Genomic DNA, 19,343 nt, shown 5'->3' on the forward strand with positions numbered 1-19,343 from the left:
GGGGCTGCGCCCCCAGCCCCCCCTTTCGGCCTGAACGGCCTCGTACTCAAACTGCGCCGGCTACCGCCGGGAGGTGCCCCGAGACGGGCTGAAATGCCCGACGTCAGCCCCTGATGATCGCCAGGACCTCGTCGCGGGCCTTGGCCATCGTGGCCGCGTCGCGGGCCTCCGCGTTCAGGCGGAGGAGCGGTTCCGTGTTGGACGGGCGGACGTTGAACCACCAGTCGGTGGACGTGACCGTCAGGCCGTCGAGTTCGTCGAGGGTGACGCCCTCGCGGCCCTCGTAGGCGGCCTTGATCGCGACGAGGCGGGCCGTCTGGTCGTCGACCGTGGAGTTGATCTCGCCGGAGCCGGCGTAGCGGTCGTACTGGGCGACGAGGGCGGAGAGAGTGCCCTCCTGGCCGCCGAGCGCGGCGAGGACGTGGAGGGCGGCGAGCATGCCCGTGTCGGCGTTCCAGAAGTCCTTGAAGTAGTAGTGCGCCGAGTGCTCGCCGCCGAAGATCGCGCCGGACGTGGCCATCTCGGCCTTGATGAAGGAGTGGCCCACGCGCGTGCGTACCGGCGTGCCGCCGTTCTCCCGGACCACCTCCGGCACCGACCACGACGTGATCAGGTTGTGGATGACCGTGCCCTTGCCGCCGTGCCTGGCCAGCTCGCGGGCGGCGACCAGGGCCGTGATCGCGGACGGCGAGACCGGCTCGCCGCGCTCGTCGACTACGAAGCAGCGGTCGGCGTCGCCGTCGAAGGCGATGCCGAGGTCGGCGCTCTCCTCGCGCACGCGCTTCTGGAGGTCGACGATGTTCTTCGGGTCGAGCGGGTTCGCCTCGTGGTTGGGGAACGTGCCGTCCAGCTCGAAGTACATGGGGACGAGAGTGAGAGGCAGGCCGGCGAAGACCGTGGGGACCGTGTGGCCGCCCATGCCGTTGCCCGCGTCGACCACGACCTTCAGGGGGCGGATCGAGGTCAGGTCGACGAGCCCGCGCAGGTGCGCCGCGTAGTCCTCCAACGTGTCCCGCTCGGTGATCGTGCCCGGCTTCGCGTCCGAGGACGGGGCGCCCGAGTCGATCCAGGACTCGACGAGCTCGCGGATCTGGGTGAGGCCCGTGTCCTGGCCCACCGGGGCCGCGCCCGCCCGGCACATCTTGATGCCGTTGTACTGCGCCGGATTGTGCGAGGCCGTGAACATCGCGCCCGCGAGGTCGAAGGCCCCCGACGCGTAGTACAGCTGGTCCGTCGAGCACAGCCCGATCTCGGTCACGTCGACGCCGAGCGCCGCCGCCCCGCGCGCGAAGGCCCGCGACAGGCCGGGGGACGAGGGGCGCATGTCGTGCCCGGTCACGATCGCGTCCGCGCCCGTCACCTGTGCGAAGGCAACGCCGAACAGCTCGGCCAGCGTCTCGTCCCACTGGTCCGGGACCACCCCACGTACGTCGTAAGCCTTCACCAACTGCGACAGATCAGCAGTCACGGCCACCCCTCCCGGTTTCTCAACAGTGACCCCAAAGTACCCGTACCGACTGACACTGAGCCGTGCGGGACCTGCGAGGACACATCGGGAATTACGGAAGCATCCATTCCAGGACGGGCGAGCTCTGTCCGACCACGATCAGGCACATGACCAGCAGCAGTCCGAGGCTCCACGGCAGCACCTTGCGCAGCAGGTCCCCCTCACGGCCCGCGAGGCCGACCGCCGCGCAGGCGATGGTCAGGTTCTGCGGCGAGATCATCTTCCCCAGGACGCCGCCCGAGCTGTTGGCGGCCGCGAGCAGTTCCGGCGAGAGCCCGGACTCCCTGGCCGCGGTCACCTGAAGGGCACCGAAGAGCGCGTTGGCCGACGTGTCCGACCCGGAGACCGCCACTCCGAACCACCCCAGAACCGGTGACAGGAAGGCGAGTCCCGCGCCCGCCGCCGCCACGAAGTAGCCGATCGTGGCCGCCTGTCCGGAGAGGTTCATGACGTACGCGAGCGCCAGGACGGACGTCACGGTGAGGATGGCGAACCTCAACTTGTGCACGGTCGCCGCCCATTCCTTGAGCGCCACGCGCGCGTGCACCCCGAGTACGACAGCCGTGCACACCCCGGCGAGCAGCACCAGCGTGCCGCCCGTGGACACGAGCGGCAGCGAGAGGACGTTGCCGCCGACAGGCTCGCCGTCCGGGTTCGCGACGTTCAGGAAGGGCCAGTCGAAGGTGCGGGTCGCCTTGGCCAACTGGTCCTTCACCGCCGGGATCTGGGCGATGGAGAAGATCGCGATGATCAGCGCGTACGGGGCGTACGCGCGCAGCACCTCGGGGCGTGGGTCGTCCTCGTCCAGCTCCTCACTGCGTACGCCGGTGAGGACCGCGGCCCGTACGGGCTCGGCGGCCGGCCTGCGCGCGTGCGGCACCGCCATCAGGGCACCCGCGCCGGCCAAGGCGGCGCCGATGTCGGCGAGTTGGGCGGAGACATGGTTGGAGGCGGCGAACTGGGCCACGGCGAAGGCGACTCCGCATGCCAAGGCGGGCACCCAGGTCTCGCGCAGACCGCGCCGTCCGTCCACCAGGAAGACGAGCACGAGCGGCACCACAAGGGCGAGCAGCGGCGTCTGCCGGCCCACTACGGAGGCGACGGAATCCAGTGGCAGGCCCGTGACCTGGGCCAGCGTCACGACCGGTGTGCCCATCGCCCCGAAGGCGACCGGCGCGGTGTTGGCGACCAGCGCGACCACCGCGGCGCGGACGGGTTCGAAGCCGAGCGCGACGAGCATCACCGAGCAGATCGCGACGGGTGCGCCGAAGCCCGCGAGGGCCTCCAGGAGCGCGCCGAAACAGAACGCGACGACGAGCGCCTGGATGCGCGGATCGTCGGAGAGCCGGCCGAAGGAGCGGCGCAGGATGTCGAAGTGCCTGGTGTGGACGGTCATCCGGTACACCCAGAGGGCGTTGACGACGATCCACAGGATGGGGAAGAGGCCGAACACGGCTCCCTGGGCGGCGCTGGAGAGCGTCTGGCCGATGGGCATGCCGTACGCGAGCCAGGCGACCAGGGCCGCGGCCGCGAGGCCGATGAGACCGGCCCGGTGCGCCTTCATGCGGACGCCGCCGAGCAGGACGAGGACGATGACGAGGGGCAGGGTCGCGACGAGTGCGGACAGGCCGAGTGAGTCGGCCACGGGCTCGAGTTCCTGGACGTACACGGAGCCTCCCCGGATTCCGCGATGCGGAAAGCGATTTCTCACGGGCGGGGGAATGGTCGTGTCCGCGACAAGCGGGCGTCAATGCTTGTGCAGGAGTGAGTGAAATATGCACTGAATGTGCACGAGTGAAGTTCCCGCCGCGAGGGGCGGCGCCTCAGGAACCTGTCGAGGAACGAAGGTTCAGGAGTCCGGGGAGCGCAGCACCCGGAGGTGGCCGCGGCGTGCGACCTCCATCGGGTCCGCCCTGCGGGCACCGCCACCGGACTGCGCGGCGCGCTCCTGCGGGCGGGCCGCCTCGCGGACCGCGTTGGCGAGCGCTTCCAGGTCGTCGCCGCTGGGGCGGGAGGGGGCGGAGCCGTCGGCGAGCCGGACGACCTCCCAGCCGCGCGGGGCGGTGAGGCGCTCGGAGTGCTCGGCGCACAGGTCGTAGCAGTGGGGTTCGGCGTAGGTGGCGAGCGGACCGAGGACCGCGGTCGAGTCGGCGTAGACGTACGTCAGCGTCGCGACGGCGGGACGGCCGCAAGCGGTGCGCGAACAGCGACGTACGGGGCTCACGAGGTTGGACGGTACCGCACTCTTGAGCGGGCCGCGACGACTCCCCTCCGGGTCACTCCACCGTGTCGTGGTGTGAGCCTGGACACAGGAGGAGTCGGACCCACCTTGTTGACCTGCGCGTACGGGCGTTGACGAGATATCGGACGATCTTGCGTGCCGTCACCAGGTGGTTCAAAACATGTCATTTGCTGCTATTAGGGCAGTCCTGGATGGGTACGGAAACGAGCCCAAGCTTGGCTGGAATGGTCATGAGGTGACATGCCGCGCGGCGGCGGGGTAGCGGGGCACCGCGGGCCGACAGGGGCCTGCCGTGCCCTGCGGCGGAGCCGCGGATGTCACAGCCCCGCGCCCCTGAAGGGGCGCCTTGGCGGGGTGCCGCCTGGGTGCCGGGCGTGGGGTCCGGGTGGGGACTACGCTTCGTCAGTGATGGACAACCCCGTACCGCCCCGCGCCGCCGAACCCAGGCCCCGCCGCCGTGACCGCCACGGGCGGGGGATGCGTGGGCCTGTCGCGCCGCCTCAGGTGCCGCTCTCCGCGAGCCGTGCCGACGTGTTCGCCGATCTGGTGCAGGACTCCGTGGAGCGGCTGGAGCGGCGGTGGCCGCAGCTCGCCGACATCGAGTTCATGGTGCTGGAGGTGCCTCGGCTCGATCCGGCGCGTGACGAGGGCTGGGGCGACGAGGCGGTGCCCCTGGGGGGCACGATCGCCGCGCGGGAGGGCCGGCCCGCCCACGTCGTCGTCTACCGCCGCCCGGTCGAGATCCGCACCAAGGGTCGCGACGAGCGGGCCGCCCTGGTGCACGAGGTCGTGGTGGAGCAGGTCGCCGAGCTGCTGGGGCTGACTCCGGAAACGGTGGATCCCCGGTACGGCGAGGACTGAGCCACTTCCGCCAGCTCTGCCTACCGGCACTGCCTACTTCCGCAGCGCCCGCTTCTGCACTGCCTACTTCTGCAGTACCGACAGATCCTGCTCCGCGTCCGGTACCGCCACCGTCCCCCGGTCGTCCGGGAGCGTCTGCACCGTGACCATCGGCAGGCCCCCCTCCGAGATCTCGAGTGCGCGGGCGGCGTAGACGGGGCCACCGGAGAGCGGTTCCACCGTGAGCGCGTACGTGCCCTTGAGGCCCTCGGGGACGGGCAGTTGGACGTTCTCGGTCGTGCCGCCCTTGATCTGGTACGTCTTCGTCGTGGCCGTGCCGCCTCCGCTGCCCCCCGAGGCTGTGACCTTGACCTCGGCGGAGGGGCCGGGGGCCACCAGGGAGAGCGTGGAGCCCTTGGAGCGGTTGTCGGCGGCCGTCGCGCGCGCGCCCACCGGGCGGGTGGCCGGGATGAACGCCGTCTCCTGCTTGTCGCCCTTGCCGCGCACGACCCGGAGGGCCGCGACGACCGGGACGGACTCCTCGGTCGGTGTCAGCACCAGGGAGCCCGCCTCGCCGCGCGTGACGTCGCCGAGATCGACGGCGGCCGTCATGCCGGCCTTGACGTGCAGCGTCTCGTTCCCGGCGGGAGTGATCGGCCCGGACGGCGAGGCGAGCCGCAGCTTCAGGTCGGCGTCGGCGTCGCCGGGCGCGAAGGCGACCAGGCGCACGGACGTGGCGTCCTTCGGAATGCCCGGCAGGACGAGGCTGCCCGCCGGGTCGGTCGAGGCGGCCAGCCAGTCGCCGCCGAGTTTGTCGTCGAGGGCCTGGACGGCGGCGGCGACCCGGCCGCTACGGACCGTGACGTGCACGGTGAGGTTGGTCTGCGGCTCGTCGACGAGCGTGGACAGCAGCACCGACTCGCTGGAGTGCGGCGGGATCTGTATGCCTTCCCCCACCGTCGACTTGAGGGCGCCGTCCTTGCCGTACAGCTCGATGTCGGCGACCGCGGCGGAGTCGTCGGGGTTGGTCAGATGCACGTAGTCGGTGCGCTCCTTGGCGGTACTGACCCCCGGGAACCAGAACTCCGTGTCCGGGGCGGTGCAGTTGGTGCCGAGGAGGCCGCGGCCGCTGCCCGCCGCGATCTCGGTGGTCTGCTGGACGGTCCAGCCGGGCGCGAACCTGCCCGCGGCGGTGCCGACGAGCGCGGGCGACTCGGCGCCGGAGGCCTCGCCGGTGACCGGCTTGCCCGGCTCCTTCGGCGTCAGGACGGCCTTCTTCTCGCCGCCCCCCTTGTCGGCCTTGTCGTTCTTGTCGGTTTTCTGATCGTCTTCCTTCGACTCGGCGGCCGTGCCGTCGGCGGGCTCCTCGCCCGCCGGGACGAGTTCGGCCGTGCCGTCCGTGCCGGTGCCCTTGGTGACCGGCGTGAAGGACGTGTACGCGGTTTCGGCGACGTCCGAGAGGCTGGGAGCCGGGCAGAGCAGGCTGGTGCGCTCCACGGGAAGCTGGGCGGCCGCCTTCGCCGTGTCCGCGCCGGAGGCATCCGGCTCGGTGAGCGAGGCGAATCCGGTGACGGCGGCGAGCGCGGCCACGCCTGCGATCAGGGACACGGTCGTGCGGTTCACTGCTGGCTCCCGTCGGGACGCTCACTGTCGGTGCCGTGCGGCGGCTGCTGCTGGGCCGGGTCGTACGGCGCGTCGTAGCCCGGGGCGTACGTCTGCGTCGGGTCGTACGTCTGCGTCGGGTCGTAGGCCGGATTCCCCGTGCCGTACGCGTACGGGTCGTACTGGCCGGCCTGGTACGGGTCCGCCTGGTAGGGCTGCTGGTCGTAGGTGCCCGCCGGGTACTGCGGGGCGCCCGGGTACTGCTCGCCGCCATAGGTGCCGTACTCGGCGCCCGCGTAGCTCGTCGTATCCCTCCCCCACGCTCGAACGTCCTCGCCCGGGGGGACCCCCATGCCGTAGGCCTGCTGTTGGGGAACCGGGGCGGGGACGGGAGCCTCCTCCGGAGGAGGAGGCGGAGCGTTCGGTGTGAACTCGTCGGGCTGGCCGGTCTGTTCGGCCTCTGCCTGGGCGCGCAGCCTGCGCGCCCTGCGGCCCTCGCCGGAGGCGGCCTGGACCGGCACGACGGGCTCGTCGGGGAGGTCGTCGTCGACCTCGCGGCGCCGGCCGGGCAGGGCGAGCACGACGAGGACGACGGCGAGCGCGCCCTGCGCCCAGAGCCAGCCGGTGTGGCTGATCGGCGCCTCGTAGGTGACGTCCAACCGGCCGCTCGCGGCGGGCAGTTCGAAGCCCTGGGCCCAGCCGTCGACCGTGGTCCTGGTGAGCGGCCGCCCGTCCAGAGTGGCCGTCCAGCCCTCGTCGGCGGTGTCGGCGAGGCGCAGGACGCGGCCGTCGGCGCCGGCGGGGATCTTGGTGTGCAGGTCGACGGGTCCAGCGGCGATGGGCTGCGGGTCGCCGGATTCGGGGACGATGGCCGCGCGCGCGACCTGCCGGTCGACGCGCCACAGGGCGCTGCCGTCCTGCTGGCTCAGCCGACTCAGGCCGGGGGTGGCGTCCAGGACGCGGCTGACCTCGCGGGGCGCACCGTCGCGTACGAGTACGTACCGCACGGCGAAGCCGCCGAGCTGGTCGGCCTGGTCGGCGCCGGAGCCCGCCACGAGGTTGGCGACGACCTTGTCGAGCGTCTTGTTCTCGCCGTCCGCCGCGGCCAGTTCGGCGTCGCCGAGGCGGACGCCGGAGCCGCGGACCAGCGTGTAGCCGACCCTGGCCGCCGAGTCGCTGTCGAGGACGAGCGTGCGGGCTTGGTCGCGCGTGCCGCTCTCCTCGGCGACGAACGCGGGCACCTGAACCGGGTCGCGCCGCTCCAGGGGCCCGTCGGCGCCGCGGATCATCCACCCGGCGGCGAGGAGCAGCGGCCCCGCGGCCGCCGCGAACGCGATCAGCACGGCGACCGGCTGGCGCCAGCCGAAGCTCTGCTCGGCCACGCGCGAGCGTGCCCCGTCGGCGCCGAGCGCGGCGGCCGCGAGGAAGGCGATGCCGTAGACGAGGGTGGCGGGCCCGGCCCAGGCGGAGCTGTTGGACAGGACGGCGAAGACAAGCCCCACCAGGGCGGCCGCCCAGGCCGTCCAGATCCCCAGCTGACGCTCCCCGCGCAGCAGTGCGGCCACGGCGGCGCAGACGATGCCGATGAGCATCAGCCCGCTGACGGTTCCGGGGCCGCCCGGACTGCCGCCGAGCAGGTCGAGCGCGGAGGCCGCCCCCGCCCCGTACTCCATCCCGGCCTCCGTGAAGAAGCCGGACGGGAGGAGTGAGAGCGACCAGGGTGCGAGGACCAGCAGCGGAGTGCCGAGCTGGGCCAGGAATCGCGGCCCGTAGGCGATGATGTCGCTCCGGCGCACGGCCAGCAGGGCGAGGCCCAGGACCAGCGCGATGGGCCACACGATCGGCGTGAACGCGGTGGCCAGGGTCAGCAGCAGCGCGTACGCCCAGGTGGCACGCCAGCTGCCGCGTGCCGGCTCCGAGGCGAGGCCGCTCGCCGCGATGCCCGCGCGCGCGATGAGGGGCAGCAGGACGGCGAGTACGGCGGTGCCGATGCGGCCGCCCGCGAGCGCGCCGGTGACGGCGGGCAGGAAGGCGTACGCCACGGAGGCCCAGGCGCGCAGCAGGCGCGACATCACGAGCGGCCGGGAGGCAAAGTACGCGGTGAAGCCGGCCAGCGGCACGGAGCCGACGAGGAGGACGGTGACGGCGAGCCCGGTGGAGCCGAACAGCACGCCGGCGAGCATCGCGACGAGCGCGAGATACGGCGGCGCGGACTGTGTGCCTCCGGCGCCGATGGGATGCCAGGCGTCCAGGTAGCGCGACCACAGTTGCGAGGAGTCGGCCGGGGCGGGCAGCAGCGCGCCGCCCGCGAGCGCACCGCCGCCGAGGAGTTCACGGCAGGCGATGAGCGCGAAGAAGAGGAGTACTACGAAGAGCACCGGTCCCGGCTTGCGAGCGACGCGCTTGAGGCGGGCGAACTGCTCGACCTCCAGGAAGTCGGCGTCGTCTCCCCCGGGCCCGGACTCGACGGCACTGCCGTGCCGCCCGGCCGCGTTCTGCTCGGGATCGGAGCGGCTCACGAGACTGCCCGCGGCCTGCTCGATGGTGGCCCGCACGGTCGCGCCGGGCGGCGGGAACAGCGGCCGCAGCTCATCCTTGTCGACCTGGGGACGGCCGCGCCTGCGCCGGCCCGCGATGATCCGCTCCGGGCGCAGCAGTGTCCCCCCGAGGCCACGGATCTCGTCGACCGCCTGCCCGGGGACCTTGCCGACGAGGTACGCGACCGTGCGCAGCAGTGTGCCGAGCACGAGCCGCAGCAGGATCCAGGGGAGCGCCGCGCTGCGGGAGTTGACGAGGAGGGTGTAGGCGGCGCCCGCCTTGTCGACCTTGTGCGGGGACGCGGAGGTACGGCCCACGCAGTCGACGGTGCGCCGCTCGCGGGAGGCCGCCTCCGCGTGCCGTACGACCGCTTCGGGGGCGATGAGGACACGGTGGCCCGCGGCCTGCGCACGCCAGCACAGGTCGACGTCGTCGCGCATCAGGGGCAGCCGCCGGTCGAACCCGCCGAGCTGTTCGAAGACGTCGCGGCGGATCAGCATGCCGGCCGTGGATACGGACAGCACGGGCTGTACGTGGTCGTGCTGGCCCTGGTCCTGCTCGCGCCGGTCCAGGCCGGTCCAGCGGCGGCCGCTGTTGGCGATGGTGACGCCGACTTCCAGGAGCTGTCTGCGGTCGTACCAGCCGCGGAGCTTGGGGCCGACGATCGCTACGTCCTTGCCGAGCTCCCGCTCGTTCTCCACGACGCGCAGCAGCTGCGCCAGGGCGTCGGGCTCCGGGGCGCAGTCGTCGTGCAGGAGCCACAGCCACTGTTCGGGCTCGCCGTGGGGCAGCTCCGGCATGTCGTACGCGTCGTCGCGCCAGGTGCGGGTGACCGGGTCCCAGCCGCTGGGGCGCTTGAGGTAAGGCAGCTCGTCCGGGGTCAGTACGCCCGCGGTACGAGTGGCCTCCTCGACGGCCTGGCCGAAGCCGGTGCGCCGGGCGAGGTGCAGCACCCGGTCGGCGCCGAGCGCGTCGGTGACCAGCCGCGCGGAGTCGTCCGCGCTGCCGGTGTCGGCCGCCACGGCGTTCTGAACGGGGCGTTCCTGACCGAGCAGCCCGGCGAGGGCGTCGGGCAGCCAGCGGGCACCGTCGTGCGAGACGAGCACGGCGGTGACCACATGCCGCGGGAACTCAGGAGCGGCAGTGTCGTATTGGCCTGCCGTTTGGCTGTGCACGGACATCGAGGTACGGGCCCCGGTTCGATGGACTGCGGTGGACGCCTGTGCCCTCAGGGGACAGCGGGGCGTCTCGGACGGAGGCCCACACTAACGGCTGGGCACGAGAGCGGCCCGCCGCCTGTGGATAACCCACCTGCGACGGGCCGTTCGTTACCTGTCAGTACGAGGGCCGGGTGCCGTCGGATCAGACGGCGGCCTTCTTCAGGCGGCGCCGTTCGCGCTCGGACAGGCCGCCCCAGATGCCGAAGCGTTCGTCGTTGGCGAGTGCGTACTCCAGGCACTCCGAACGGACCTCGCAGGCGAGACAGACCTTCTTCGCCTCGCGGGTGGAGCCGCCCTTCTCGGGGAAAAAGGACTCGGGGTCGGTCTGGGCACAGAGCGCCCGCTCCTGCCAGCCGAGCTCCTCTTCGGCCTCGTCGACCAGCAGTTCCTGAAACAGCTCGGTCATGTGCGCCCCTCGTCCGTCTCGCGTCCCCGTGAAGGTGCCGCTACCGATTTCGGCTGAACGACACGAGTGAAATTACAATTGCGCCGCTCCGGCCCAGTCAAGCCGAGATCTGCTATTGGGCCCCTTATTCACTCTGCGGAACCAAGGCTATGCGGAAAGTGTTCAAATCGGCATAAACCCCGACAGGCGAAGGAGACCCAGCCGGGGCTCGCCTCCGCACAGGACCTGTACAGAGAAGGACGCCCAGGAGTTCGATCTCGTTCCGACGCGAACGACGAAGCGAACCGGATCACATGTGGATCACACCGGACCACACGGGGATCACGGGGTCGCAACGAGGTCTGTGCGCCCGATTGTGCGCCTTGTGTCCCTGGAGGCTCCTGCACAAACCTTTCGCCACAGAGGTGAACCGGATGAGGTGAAACATCTCCCACATACCGGACGGCAAGTTGACAGTGGGAGTGTGAACCGGTGTCCTTGTGGGCATGCTCGCGAACTTGGCACTCACCTCGACCCGCACCGCCGGGTCCCTCGGTGCTGTCCACGCTCGTTGTAGCTGTTGCTGTCGCAGCTGTTGAGCCAACCGCGCTCCAGCCGCCGCCGGGTCCACTGAGATCCGGCCGCTGGTCCCTCCCGCCCGTACCAGGGCACTCGCCCCCGCCAGGGCTCTCCTCCCGCCCGTGATCCGGGCGGACGGTACGCGACACCCCAGACCTCCAGCACTCTCTTCCGCCGAGGAACCCGCATCCCATGAACAGCGACAGCGACCTCCAGATCGCCGGCGACATCCTCGAAGTACCGCACCTCCTCCAGGCGCCGCGCGAGCATCCGGCCACGGTGGCCGAGTTCGTCGGCCTCGCCCGCTCCATCGCGGCCGACCGCTCCCAGTGGGAGCACCTCGTCCAGTACGACGCGACCTCCCGCTGGTACCACCGGCTGCGCACCGGGCCCGGCTACGAGGTGTGGCTGCTGTCCTGGGTACCCGGGCAGGGCAGCGGGCTGCACGACCACGGGCGCTCCTCCGGCGTACTGACCGTCCTGGAGGGCGCGTTGACGGAGCGCACGGAGCGCGGCACCCGCGCGTTGGGTGCGGAGGCGCAGAGGGTGTTTGCCCCGGGGTACGTGCACGAGGTCGTGAATGACTCGCTCGAACCGGCCGTCAGCCTGCACGTCTACTACCCGGGGCTGACCGAGATGCCGATGCACGCGGCCCGGTGCGCCGTCGCCGAGGTCTCGCGAGCGGAGCCTTCGTGAGCGGGGCCCCGGCAACCGGGATCTCGTAGCCGGGGGTCTCGTAACCGGCTGACGCTTTGTCGTACCCGCCTGCAAGACTGAATCCATGCGCATTGTGGTTCTGGCAGGCGGCATCGGTGGTGCCCGGTTCCTGCGTGGTCTTCAGCAGGCCGCGCCGGACGCGGACATCACCGTCATCGGCAACACCGGCGACGACATCCACCTCTTCGGGCTGAAGGTCTGCCCGGACCTCGACACGGTGATGTACACGCTCGGCGGCGGTATCAACGAGGAACAGGGCTGGGGGCGGGCCGACGAGACCTTCCACCTCAAGGAGGAACTCGCGGCGTACGGGGTCGGGCCGTCGTGGTTCGGGCTCGGCGACCGGGACTTCGCGACGCACATCGTGCGGACGCAGATGCTGGGCGCCGGGTATCCGCTCAGCGCGGTCACCGAGGCGCTGTGCGACCGCTGGAAGCCGGGCGTCCGGCTGATCCCCATGTCCGACGACCGCGTCGAGACACATGTCGCCGTCGAGATCGACGGTGAGCGCAAGGCCATTCACTTCCAGGAGTACTGGGTGCGGCTGCGGGCCTCCGTCGACGCGTACGCCGTGGTGCCCGTCGGGGCCGAGCAGGCCAAGCCGGCGCCCGGGGTGCTCGAGGCGATCGCCGACGCCGACGTGGTGCTCTTCCCGCCGTCCAATCCCGTCGTGTCCGTCGGCACGATCCTCGCCGTTCCCGGTATCCGGGAGGCGATCGCCGAGGCGGGCGTCCCCGTGGTCGGGCTCTCCCCCATCGTCGGGGACGCGCCCGTGCGCGGCATGGCCGACAAGGTCCTCGCGGCCGTCGGCGTCGAGTCCACGGCCGCGGCGGTCGCCGAGCACTACGGCTCGGGGCTCCTCGACGGGTGGCTCGTCGACACGGTGGACGCCGCGGTGGTGGATCGGGTCACCGCCGCGGGCATCCAGTGCCGGGCGGTACCGCTGATGATGACCGACCTCGAAGCGACGGCCCAGATGGCCCGGGAGGCGCTGGCGTTGGCGGAGGAGGTGCGGGGGGCTTGAGCGGCAGCGGGCTGACCGAGGAGGGGGCGGGTATGCCGGAGGACGAGGTTCCGCTGAGAGGTGTCGTCGCGCCGACGCGGGGCATGGCCGACGGCGGTGTACCGGTCGAGGCGCGGGGAGGGCCAGAAGCGCGGGGAGGGGCGGACACGCCGCCAGATCTTCGGGGCCTGCCGCCGGGTGTGCCCGGTTATCGGGTCTGGGCTCCACCCGGGCTGCCTGAAGTGCGGCGAGGGGACGATCTTGCCAAGTTGATCGCCAGTGTCGAGCCCGGGCTTGTCGACGGGGACGTGCTGCTGGTCACCTCGAAAATCGTGTCCAAGGCCGAGGGGCGGGTCGTGGAGGCGGTGGACCGGGAAGCCGCCATCGATGCCGAGACCGTTCGGGTCGTGGCGCGGCGCGGGGCGCTGCGGATCGTGGAGAACCGGCAGGGGCTCGTGATGGCCGCAGCCGGGGTCGACGCCTCCAACACCCCTTTCGGGACTGTGCTGTTGCTGCCCGAGGATCCGGACGCGTCCGCGCGGGCGATCCGGGACGGGCTGCGGGACGTGCTCGGCGTCGAGGTCGGGGTCCTCGTCACGGACACGTTCGGGCGGCCGTGGCGGACCGGGCTCACCGATGTCGCCATCGGCGCGGCCGGCGTGCGCGTGCTCGACGATCTGCGGGGCGGCACGGACGCGTACGGGAATCCGCTCAGCGCCACCGTCGTCGCCACCGCCGACGAGCTCGCCGCCGCCGGTGACCTGGTCAAGGGCAAGGCCGCCGGGCTGCCCGTCGCCGTCGTGCGCGGGCTGCCCCATGTGGTGGCCAAGGGCGGCGAGGAAGAGGAGGGGGCGCGAGGCATGGTTCGGGGCGCGCGCGACGACATGTTCCGTCTGGGCACCTCCGAGGCCGTACGGGAGGCCGTCACCCAGCGGCGTACGGTACGGGCCTTCACCGACGAGCCGGTCGACCCGGGAGCCGTACGGCGGGCGGTGGCCGCGGCCGTGACCGCGCCGGCGCCGCATCACACGACGCCATGGAGATTCGTACTCCTGGAGACGGCCGAGGCGCGCACGCGGCTCCTCGATGCCATGCGGGACGCCTGGATCGCCGATCTGGAGCGGGACGGCAAGAGCGCGGAGTCCATCGCCAAGCGGGTACGGCGCGGGGACGTGCTGCGGGGCGCTCCGTATCTCGTCGTGCCCTGTCTGGTCATGGACGGGTCCCATACGTACGGGGACGCCCGGCGTGACGGGGCCGAGCGGGAGATGTTCGTGGTCGCCGCGGGCGCCGGTGTGCAGAACTTCCTCGTCGCGCTCGCCGGGGAGCGGCTCGGGTCCGCGTGGGTTTCGTCGACGATGTTCTGCCGGGACGTCGTGCGGGACGTACTCGAGCTGCCGGACGGGTGGGACCCGATGGGGGCCGTTGCCGTCGGGCACGCGGCCGAGGAGCCGAAGGCTCGGCCTGAGCGGGATGCGGGGGCGTTCATCGAAGTCCGCTGATATCGAAGTCCGCTGCTGCCGGGCGCGCAGGGCCTACTCTCTTAGGGCACCTGCGCACCTCTAGGACATCCAGGACTCATTCGTGGCCGGACGCTTCGATCCCCGACCCACGCGTACGACCGTACGCGGCGGGCATGTCTACGTGCCCCGACAGGTACCGCGACCGCCCGCCGTCGCCGGTCGTACGCGGAGCTGGACGCCGCCCTGGCCGCTCGATCTCGGGCTCGTGCTCGGGCCGCTGCGGCGCGGACCCGCCGATCCGTCCTTCCGGACCACGCCGGACGGGGCCGTGTGGCGGGCCAGTCTCACGCCCGCGGGGCCCGGGACCCTGCGGGTCTCCGCGCGCGGGGGTGTCGTCCAGGGTGCGGCCTGGGGGCCGGGAGCGGACTGGCTGCTGGAACAACTCCCGCGGATGCTCGGTGAGTTGGATGAGCCGGACGCGTTCGAACCGAGGCATCGGGTGGTGGCGCTGGCGTGGCATCGGCGGCCGGGGCTGCGGCTGACGCGTACCGGGCTGGTGCTGGAGTCGTTGATTCCGTCGATTCTGGAGCAGAAGGTCACGACGGACGAGGCGTACCGGGCCTGGCGGCTGCTCGTGCGGAAGTTCGGGGTGCCGGCGCCCGGTCCCGCGCCCGGGCGGATGCATGTCATGCCGGAGCCGCGGGGGTGGGCGTTGATTCCCTCGTGGGAGTGGCATCGGGCCGGGGTCGACAACAAGCGGGCGTCGACGATTCTGCGGGCGGTTCGGGTGGCTCGGCGGCTGGAGGAGGCCGTGGGGTTCGAGCCTGTTGCCGCGCGGGCTCGGCTCGAGTTGGTGGCCGGGATCGGGCCGTGGACCTCGGCGGAGGTTGTGCAGCGGAGTCATGGGGCCGCGGATGCGGTGACCGTGGGGGATCTGCATCTGCCGGGGATCGTGGGGTATGCGCTGGTCGGGGACCGGGACGCCGATGACTCCGTGATGCTGGAGTTGCTGGAGCCGTATGCCGGGCAGGGGGCGGGGCAGCGGCATCGGGCGGCTCGGTTCATTCTGCTGTCCGGGCGTACGCCGCCTCGGCGCCAGCCGCGTATGCCCCGGGGGGATATTGGGCTGCTGTGACGGTCGGTGGGTGTGGGAGCCGAACCGGGGGTTTCGCCCCCGCCGCCCCTACCCGTCCCATCACTGGGGGCCGCGCCCCCAGACCCCCGCCTTTCGGCCTGAACGGCCTCGTCCTCAAACGCCGGACGGGCTGGGTGGTGCCGGCCGAGAGGTGGTCGTGGGCCCGCTCCCACGACACCCCCCGTGTCGCTATCCCCCCTTGTGCGCTACTGGTCCGACGAGAAGCGGAGCGCCCCGGCCGGGATCTGGGCGTCGCACCAGACCCGTACGCCCTCTCGGAGTTCGTTGTCCGGGCCGACTGTCGCGCCGTCGCCGACCACGACGCCCGTCAGGATCGAGCGGGCACCCACTCGGGCGTGGGCGCCGATCAGGGAGTCCGTGATGACGGCGCCCGGTTCGATCACGGCGCCCGCCAGGACCGTACTGCCGGAGATGCGGGTGCCCTCGCCGACGAACGCGCCATCGCCGATGACCGTGCCGCCGGTCAGCTTGGCGTCGGAGGCGACCGAGGCCGAGGGCAGGGCGAGGCTGTCGCCGCAACGGCCCGGGACGGCCGGGGACGGGGCGCGCCCGAGGACCAGGTCGGCCGAGCCGCGGACGAACGCGTGGGGTGTACCCAGGTCCAGCCAGTAGGTCGAGTCGACCATGCCCTGGAGGTGGGCCCCGGAGGCCAGGAGATCCGGGAACGTCTCTCGTTCGACCGAGACCGGGCGGCCCGCCGGGATCGTGTCGATGACCGAGCGGCGGAAGACGTACGCGCCCGCGTTGATCTGGTCGGTGACGATCTCCTCGGGTGTTTGGGGCTTCTCCAGGAACGCCTCCACCCGGCCTGTCTCGTCCGTGGGGACCAGGCCGTACGCCCTCGGGTCCTCCACCCGTGTCAGGTGCAGGGAAACGTCCGCGCCCGACGACTGGTGCGTGCTGACGAGAGCCGCGATGTCCAGGCCCGTCAGGATGTCCCCGTTGAAGATCAGGACCGGGTCGTCGGGGCCGGATCTCAGACGGGTGGCCACGTTTCTGATCGCGCCCCCGGTACCGAGGGGCTCGTCCTCGGTGACGTACTCGATGTGCAGCCCCAGCGACGAGCCGTCGCCGAAGCAGGGCTCGAAGACCTCGGCCAGATAGGACGTGGCGAGCACGATGTGCTCGACTCCCGCCGCTCTCGCCCGTGCCAGTTGGTGCGTGAGGAACGGTACCCCGGCCGCCGGAACCATCGGCTTCGGCGTGTGCACCGTGAGGGGGCGCAACCGTGTGCCCTTGCCGCCGACCAGGAGGATCGCTTCTGTCACCTGTCGTCTCTGCTTCCTGCTGGGGCCGGCCGAACTGTCATTCGGCCGGCCAGTGTGTGCAGACCGTTCGATGGCTGTGGGGCGCCTCTGGGATGCGTGGCTGTGGGGGAGCCGCAGGGCGTCGTTGCCCTGGTTCTCGGATCTCGACGGTTCGCCGATCGGACCTCATCGTCCCTGGTAGCGGGCCGAACTGGTCCGGGCGGTGCCGAGCTGCGCGTACAGCCGGCCTCCCGGGCAGTCCGTCGCGAAACCGTCCCGATGACCGGAGATTACATTCAGTCGTACGTTCTTTCCTTTTCGGTAGAGATTTCCGCCACCTGACTTGAGGTAAGTCTTGCCGCGCGGGTTCGCTCCGAAGAGGCCGAGCTTCCATGCCGTGAGCCGTGCGATGCCCTTCACCGCGGCGGCGGGCGGCTTGGCGGCGTCGAAAGTTCCGAGAACGGCGATCCCCATGCTGTTCGTGTTGAAACCGAGAGTGTGTGCGCCCACGACCGGCTTGGCGACGCCACCGGCCCGTCCCTCGTAGATGTTTCCGCACTTGTCGACGAGGAAGTTGTAGCCGATGTCGCGCCAGCCGCTGCTCCACACGTGGTAGCGGTAGATACTGCGGATGACTGAAGAAGCCTGCGCGCAGCGGTAGTTGTTGCCCGAGTCGCTGTGGTGCACGAAGGCGGCCTTCACGGCCTTCGCGTAGCTGAAGTTCCGCTCGCGCAGGGCCTCGTCGGCGCCCCAGCCGCGGCGGGTGACGATGCGCGGGCGTGCGCCGATGTATGGCTTCACGTGCTGGGCGGCCGCCGTGACCGGCTCGTTCGCGCTGTTCATGCTGTTCGTAGGGTTCGTGGCGTTCGTGGCGTTCGTAGGGTTCGTGGCGTTCGTAGGGTTCGTGGCGTTCGTGCTGTTCATGCTGTTCATGCTGTTCGTAGCGTTCGTGGTGCTTGTAGCGCTCGCCGTGTTTGTGGCGTTCGTCGTGGTCGTGGTGTTAGTCGTGGTCGTGGTCGTGGCGTCCGGGGTGCTCGGCGTGTCTGTCGGGTCGCCGCGGGTCGCCAGTAGGTCGGCCTCGGTCTCCTGCCGGCTCAGTTCCGGGATCTCGGTGGCGCCCAGAGGGGCGAGGTCGGCGTTGACGGCGGAGGCGGCGGCGGACTCGGCCGTCAGGGCGTTGGCGCGCGAGGTGTCCAGTTCGGGGCCCTGGGACGGTGGCTCGGCGCCGGGGTCGACCAGTTCGAGGTGCAGGCCTCTGGGGAGGGGCTCGGCGGCGACGGCCCGGCCGTCGACCCTCGCCCTGACGTCGACCTCCGCCTGGACGCGGACCTCGACGCCGTCCGAGTCCCCGACCCACAGGGGGGCCGTGGAGCCCCGTACGCGTCCGGAGGCGCGCTCTGCCGTGTCCGGGTCGGCCGCGTGCTCGTGGTTGTGCGTTTCGACGTCCTGCCAGCCGGACCACTTCGCGGTGCCGGTCGCGCGGGTACGGACCTGGACGCGGCCGTGGAGTTCGGTGTTCGGGTCGTCCCAGACGACGCCGACGAGGGAGAACCGGCGTACGTCGCGTCGGGGCAGGCCCTCGGTGGGAACGGAGGCGGCGAGGGTGGGGGGCGCGGTGCGGTCGCTGGAGGGCGGGGTGCGGGGGCTGAGGCGTACGAGAGGGAGGGACTGGGTGCTGCCGGGGATGGGCCGGCCGGACGTTGCCGCCGGGCTCGCGGTCGCCGGTTGGGCGCGTGCCGCTCGCTCGGGTGCCGCCGGCTCGGGTGCCGGTCTCTCCGCCGTCGGGCTCGCTGTCGACGAACTCGCGGCCGGCGGTGCCGCGGCCGGCGCGCCGGCCGCGGCATCGGAGGACAGCGTCAGAGGGAGGGCCAGGGCAGCCGCACATGTGACGGCGATCGAGGAAGCAAGATACTCACGCATGCCCCTGATCCTGGACATAGTCACACTTATCTGTCCATCCGGGATTTGACGGACCGTCTGCTCTATTCGTCCGAACCGGTGGCCCGTACCGCACCGTCCGGGCGGCCGCCCGCGTACGCTTGCGTCCCGTGACCGCCACCGACCGCACCCCTGCCGACCTGCTGCGATCCGCACTCGCCACGGATCCCGCGCGCCCCCTGGTGACCTTCTACGACGACGCCACGGGCGAACGAGTCGAACTGTCCGTGGCCACCTTCGCCAATTGGGTGGCCAAGACCGCCAATCTGCTTCAGGGCGAGCTGTCCGCCGAACCCGGTGAGCGGGTCGCTCTGCTGCTGCCCGCGCACTGGCAGACGGCGGTGTGGCTGCTCGCGTGTTCCTCCGTGGGGGTCGTGGCCGATGTCGGGGGTGACGCCTCCGCCGCCGACCATGTGGTGGCCGGGCCGGGGCAGTTCGATGCCGGGCTCGCCTGTTCCGGCGAGCGGATCGCGCTGTCGCTGGCGCCGCTCGGACGGCGGTTCCCGCAGCCGCCCGCCGGGTACGCCGACTACGCCGTCGAGGTGCCCAGCCAGGGGGACCTCTTCCGGCCGTACGCACCGGTGGACCCGGAGGCCGCCGCGCTGGTCGTGGCCGGCGCGGAGCTTACGGGGGCGGAGGTTGTCGAGCGGGCCCGCGCGGATGCGCCCGGGCTCGATCTGACGGGGCCCGGATCGCGGATTCTGTCCGCGCTCGCGTATGACACATGGGAGGGGCTCAGCGCCGGGCTGTACGCGCCGCTCGCCGCCGGGGGTTCCGTGGTTCTGTGCCGGAACCTGGATCAGCTCGGCGAGGATGCGCTGGCCAAGCGGATTGAGAGTGAGCGGGTTACGGCTACGGCTCGCTGACGCCGGTGGGTGGGGCTGCGTTTCTTCGCCCCCGCCGCCC

14 protein-coding genes are annotated in these 19,343 nt (G+C 71.7%); 6 read left to right on the plus strand and 8 right to left on the minus strand.

The features are described 5' to 3' along the window. Positions 1–103: 103 nt before the first annotated feature. From ACTWQR_RS53100 to ACTWQR_RS53110, 3 genes are all read right to left on the minus strand, one after another. Positions 104–1,468: a phosphomannomutase/phosphoglucomutase gene (locus ACTWQR_RS53100; protein ID WP_443234563.1), complete on the minus strand. Its 1,365-nt coding sequence runs from the start codon at positions 1,466–1,468 to the stop codon at positions 104–106. A gap of 91 nt (positions 1,469–1,559) precedes the next feature. Further along, positions 1,560–3,176, minus strand: coding sequence for an L-lactate permease (locus ACTWQR_RS53105; protein ID WP_443234564.1), 1,617 nt, complete (start codon positions 3,174–3,176; stop codon positions 1,560–1,562). A gap of 180 nt (positions 3,177–3,356) precedes the next feature. Beyond that, complete coding sequence (locus ACTWQR_RS53110; RefSeq protein WP_443234565.1) at positions 3,357–3,731, minus strand: DUF3499 domain-containing protein; 375 nt, start codon at positions 3,729–3,731, stop codon at positions 3,357–3,359. 426 nt (positions 3,732–4,157) lie between these two features. On the opposite strand from ACTWQR_RS53110, the gene ACTWQR_RS53115 reads away from it, so the two are divergent. Beyond that, positions 4,158–4,610 (plus strand): metallopeptidase family protein, encoded by a 453-nt coding sequence (locus tag ACTWQR_RS53115; RefSeq protein ID WP_443234574.1) that lies wholly within the window; start codon positions 4,158–4,160, stop codon positions 4,608–4,610. A gap of 63 nt (positions 4,611–4,673) precedes the next feature. Here the strand turns inward: ACTWQR_RS53115 and ACTWQR_RS53120 are convergent, their stop codons facing one another. From ACTWQR_RS53120 to ACTWQR_RS53130, 3 genes are all read right to left on the minus strand, one after another. Further along, positions 4,674–6,212, minus strand: coding sequence for a DUF5719 family protein (locus tag ACTWQR_RS53120; protein ID WP_443234566.1), 1,539 nt, complete (start codon positions 6,210–6,212; stop codon positions 4,674–4,676). Beyond that, a complete protein-coding gene (locus ACTWQR_RS53125; protein WP_443234567.1) occupies positions 6,209–9,910 on the minus strand; it encodes a glycosyltransferase in 3,702 nt (1,233 codons plus the stop codon). Before ACTWQR_RS53125 ends, ACTWQR_RS53120 begins: the two co-directional genes overlap by 4 nt. Before the next feature lie 181 nt (positions 9,911–10,091). Beyond that, the gene (locus tag ACTWQR_RS53130) at positions 10,092–10,355 is read right to left on the minus strand and encodes a WhiB family transcriptional regulator (protein WP_053723761.1); all 264 of its coding nucleotides are present in this window, start codon (positions 10,353–10,355) and stop codon (positions 10,092–10,094) included. 750 nt (positions 10,356–11,105) lie between these two features. Between ACTWQR_RS53130 and ACTWQR_RS53135 the strand changes: the two genes are divergently transcribed. The 4 genes from ACTWQR_RS53135 to ACTWQR_RS53150 all read left to right on the plus strand — a co-directional run bounded on the left by ACTWQR_RS53135 (position 11,106) and on the right by ACTWQR_RS53150 (position 15,231). Then, on the plus strand, positions 11,106–11,609 hold the full coding sequence (locus ACTWQR_RS53135) for a cysteine dioxygenase (RefSeq protein WP_443234568.1): 504 nt from the start codon (positions 11,106–11,108) through the stop codon (positions 11,607–11,609). A gap of 85 nt (positions 11,610–11,694) precedes the next feature. Next, complete coding sequence (gene cofD / locus ACTWQR_RS53140; RefSeq protein WP_443234569.1) at positions 11,695–12,654, plus strand: 2-phospho-L-lactate transferase; 960 nt, start codon at positions 11,695–11,697, stop codon at positions 12,652–12,654. A gap of 83 nt (positions 12,655–12,737) precedes the next feature. Then, positions 12,738–14,135, plus strand: a complete 1,398-nt coding sequence (locus tag ACTWQR_RS53145) for a coenzyme F420-0:L-glutamate ligase (RefSeq protein WP_443234575.1) — start codon at positions 12,738–12,740, stop codon at positions 14,133–14,135. An 82-nt stretch (positions 14,136–14,217) separates the two neighbouring features. Then, the gene (locus ACTWQR_RS53150) at positions 14,218–15,231 is read left to right on the plus strand and encodes a DNA-3-methyladenine glycosylase family protein (protein ID WP_443234570.1); all 1,014 of its coding nucleotides are present in this window, start codon (positions 14,218–14,220) and stop codon (positions 15,229–15,231) included. Positions 15,232–15,437: 206 nt separating this feature from the next. On the opposite strand, the gene ACTWQR_RS53155 is transcribed toward ACTWQR_RS53150, so the two are convergent. Together ACTWQR_RS53155 and ACTWQR_RS53160 are read right to left on the minus strand one after the other, a co-directional pair. Next, the gene (locus ACTWQR_RS53155; protein ID WP_443234571.1) at positions 15,438–16,520 is read right to left on the minus strand and encodes a sugar phosphate nucleotidyltransferase; all 1,083 of its coding nucleotides are present in this window, start codon (positions 16,518–16,520) and stop codon (positions 15,438–15,440) included. A gap of 165 nt (positions 16,521–16,685) precedes the next feature. Then, entirely contained in the window at positions 16,686–18,419 is a 1,734-nt protein-coding gene (locus tag ACTWQR_RS53160; RefSeq protein ID WP_443234572.1) for a peptidoglycan recognition protein family protein, read from the minus strand. Positions 18,420–18,547: 128 nt separating this feature from the next. On the opposite strand from ACTWQR_RS53160, the gene ACTWQR_RS53165 reads away from it, so the two are divergent. After that, positions 18,548–19,303, plus strand: coding sequence for a TIGR03089 family protein (locus ACTWQR_RS53165; RefSeq protein ID WP_443234573.1), 756 nt, complete (start codon positions 18,548–18,550; stop codon positions 19,301–19,303). Positions 19,304–19,343: the final 40 nt, after the last annotated feature.

The sequence above is a fragment of the Streptomyces sp. 2A115 genome (assembly GCF_052245575.1).
Classification (GTDB): Bacteria; Actinomycetota; Actinomycetes; order Streptomycetales; family Streptomycetaceae; genus Streptomyces.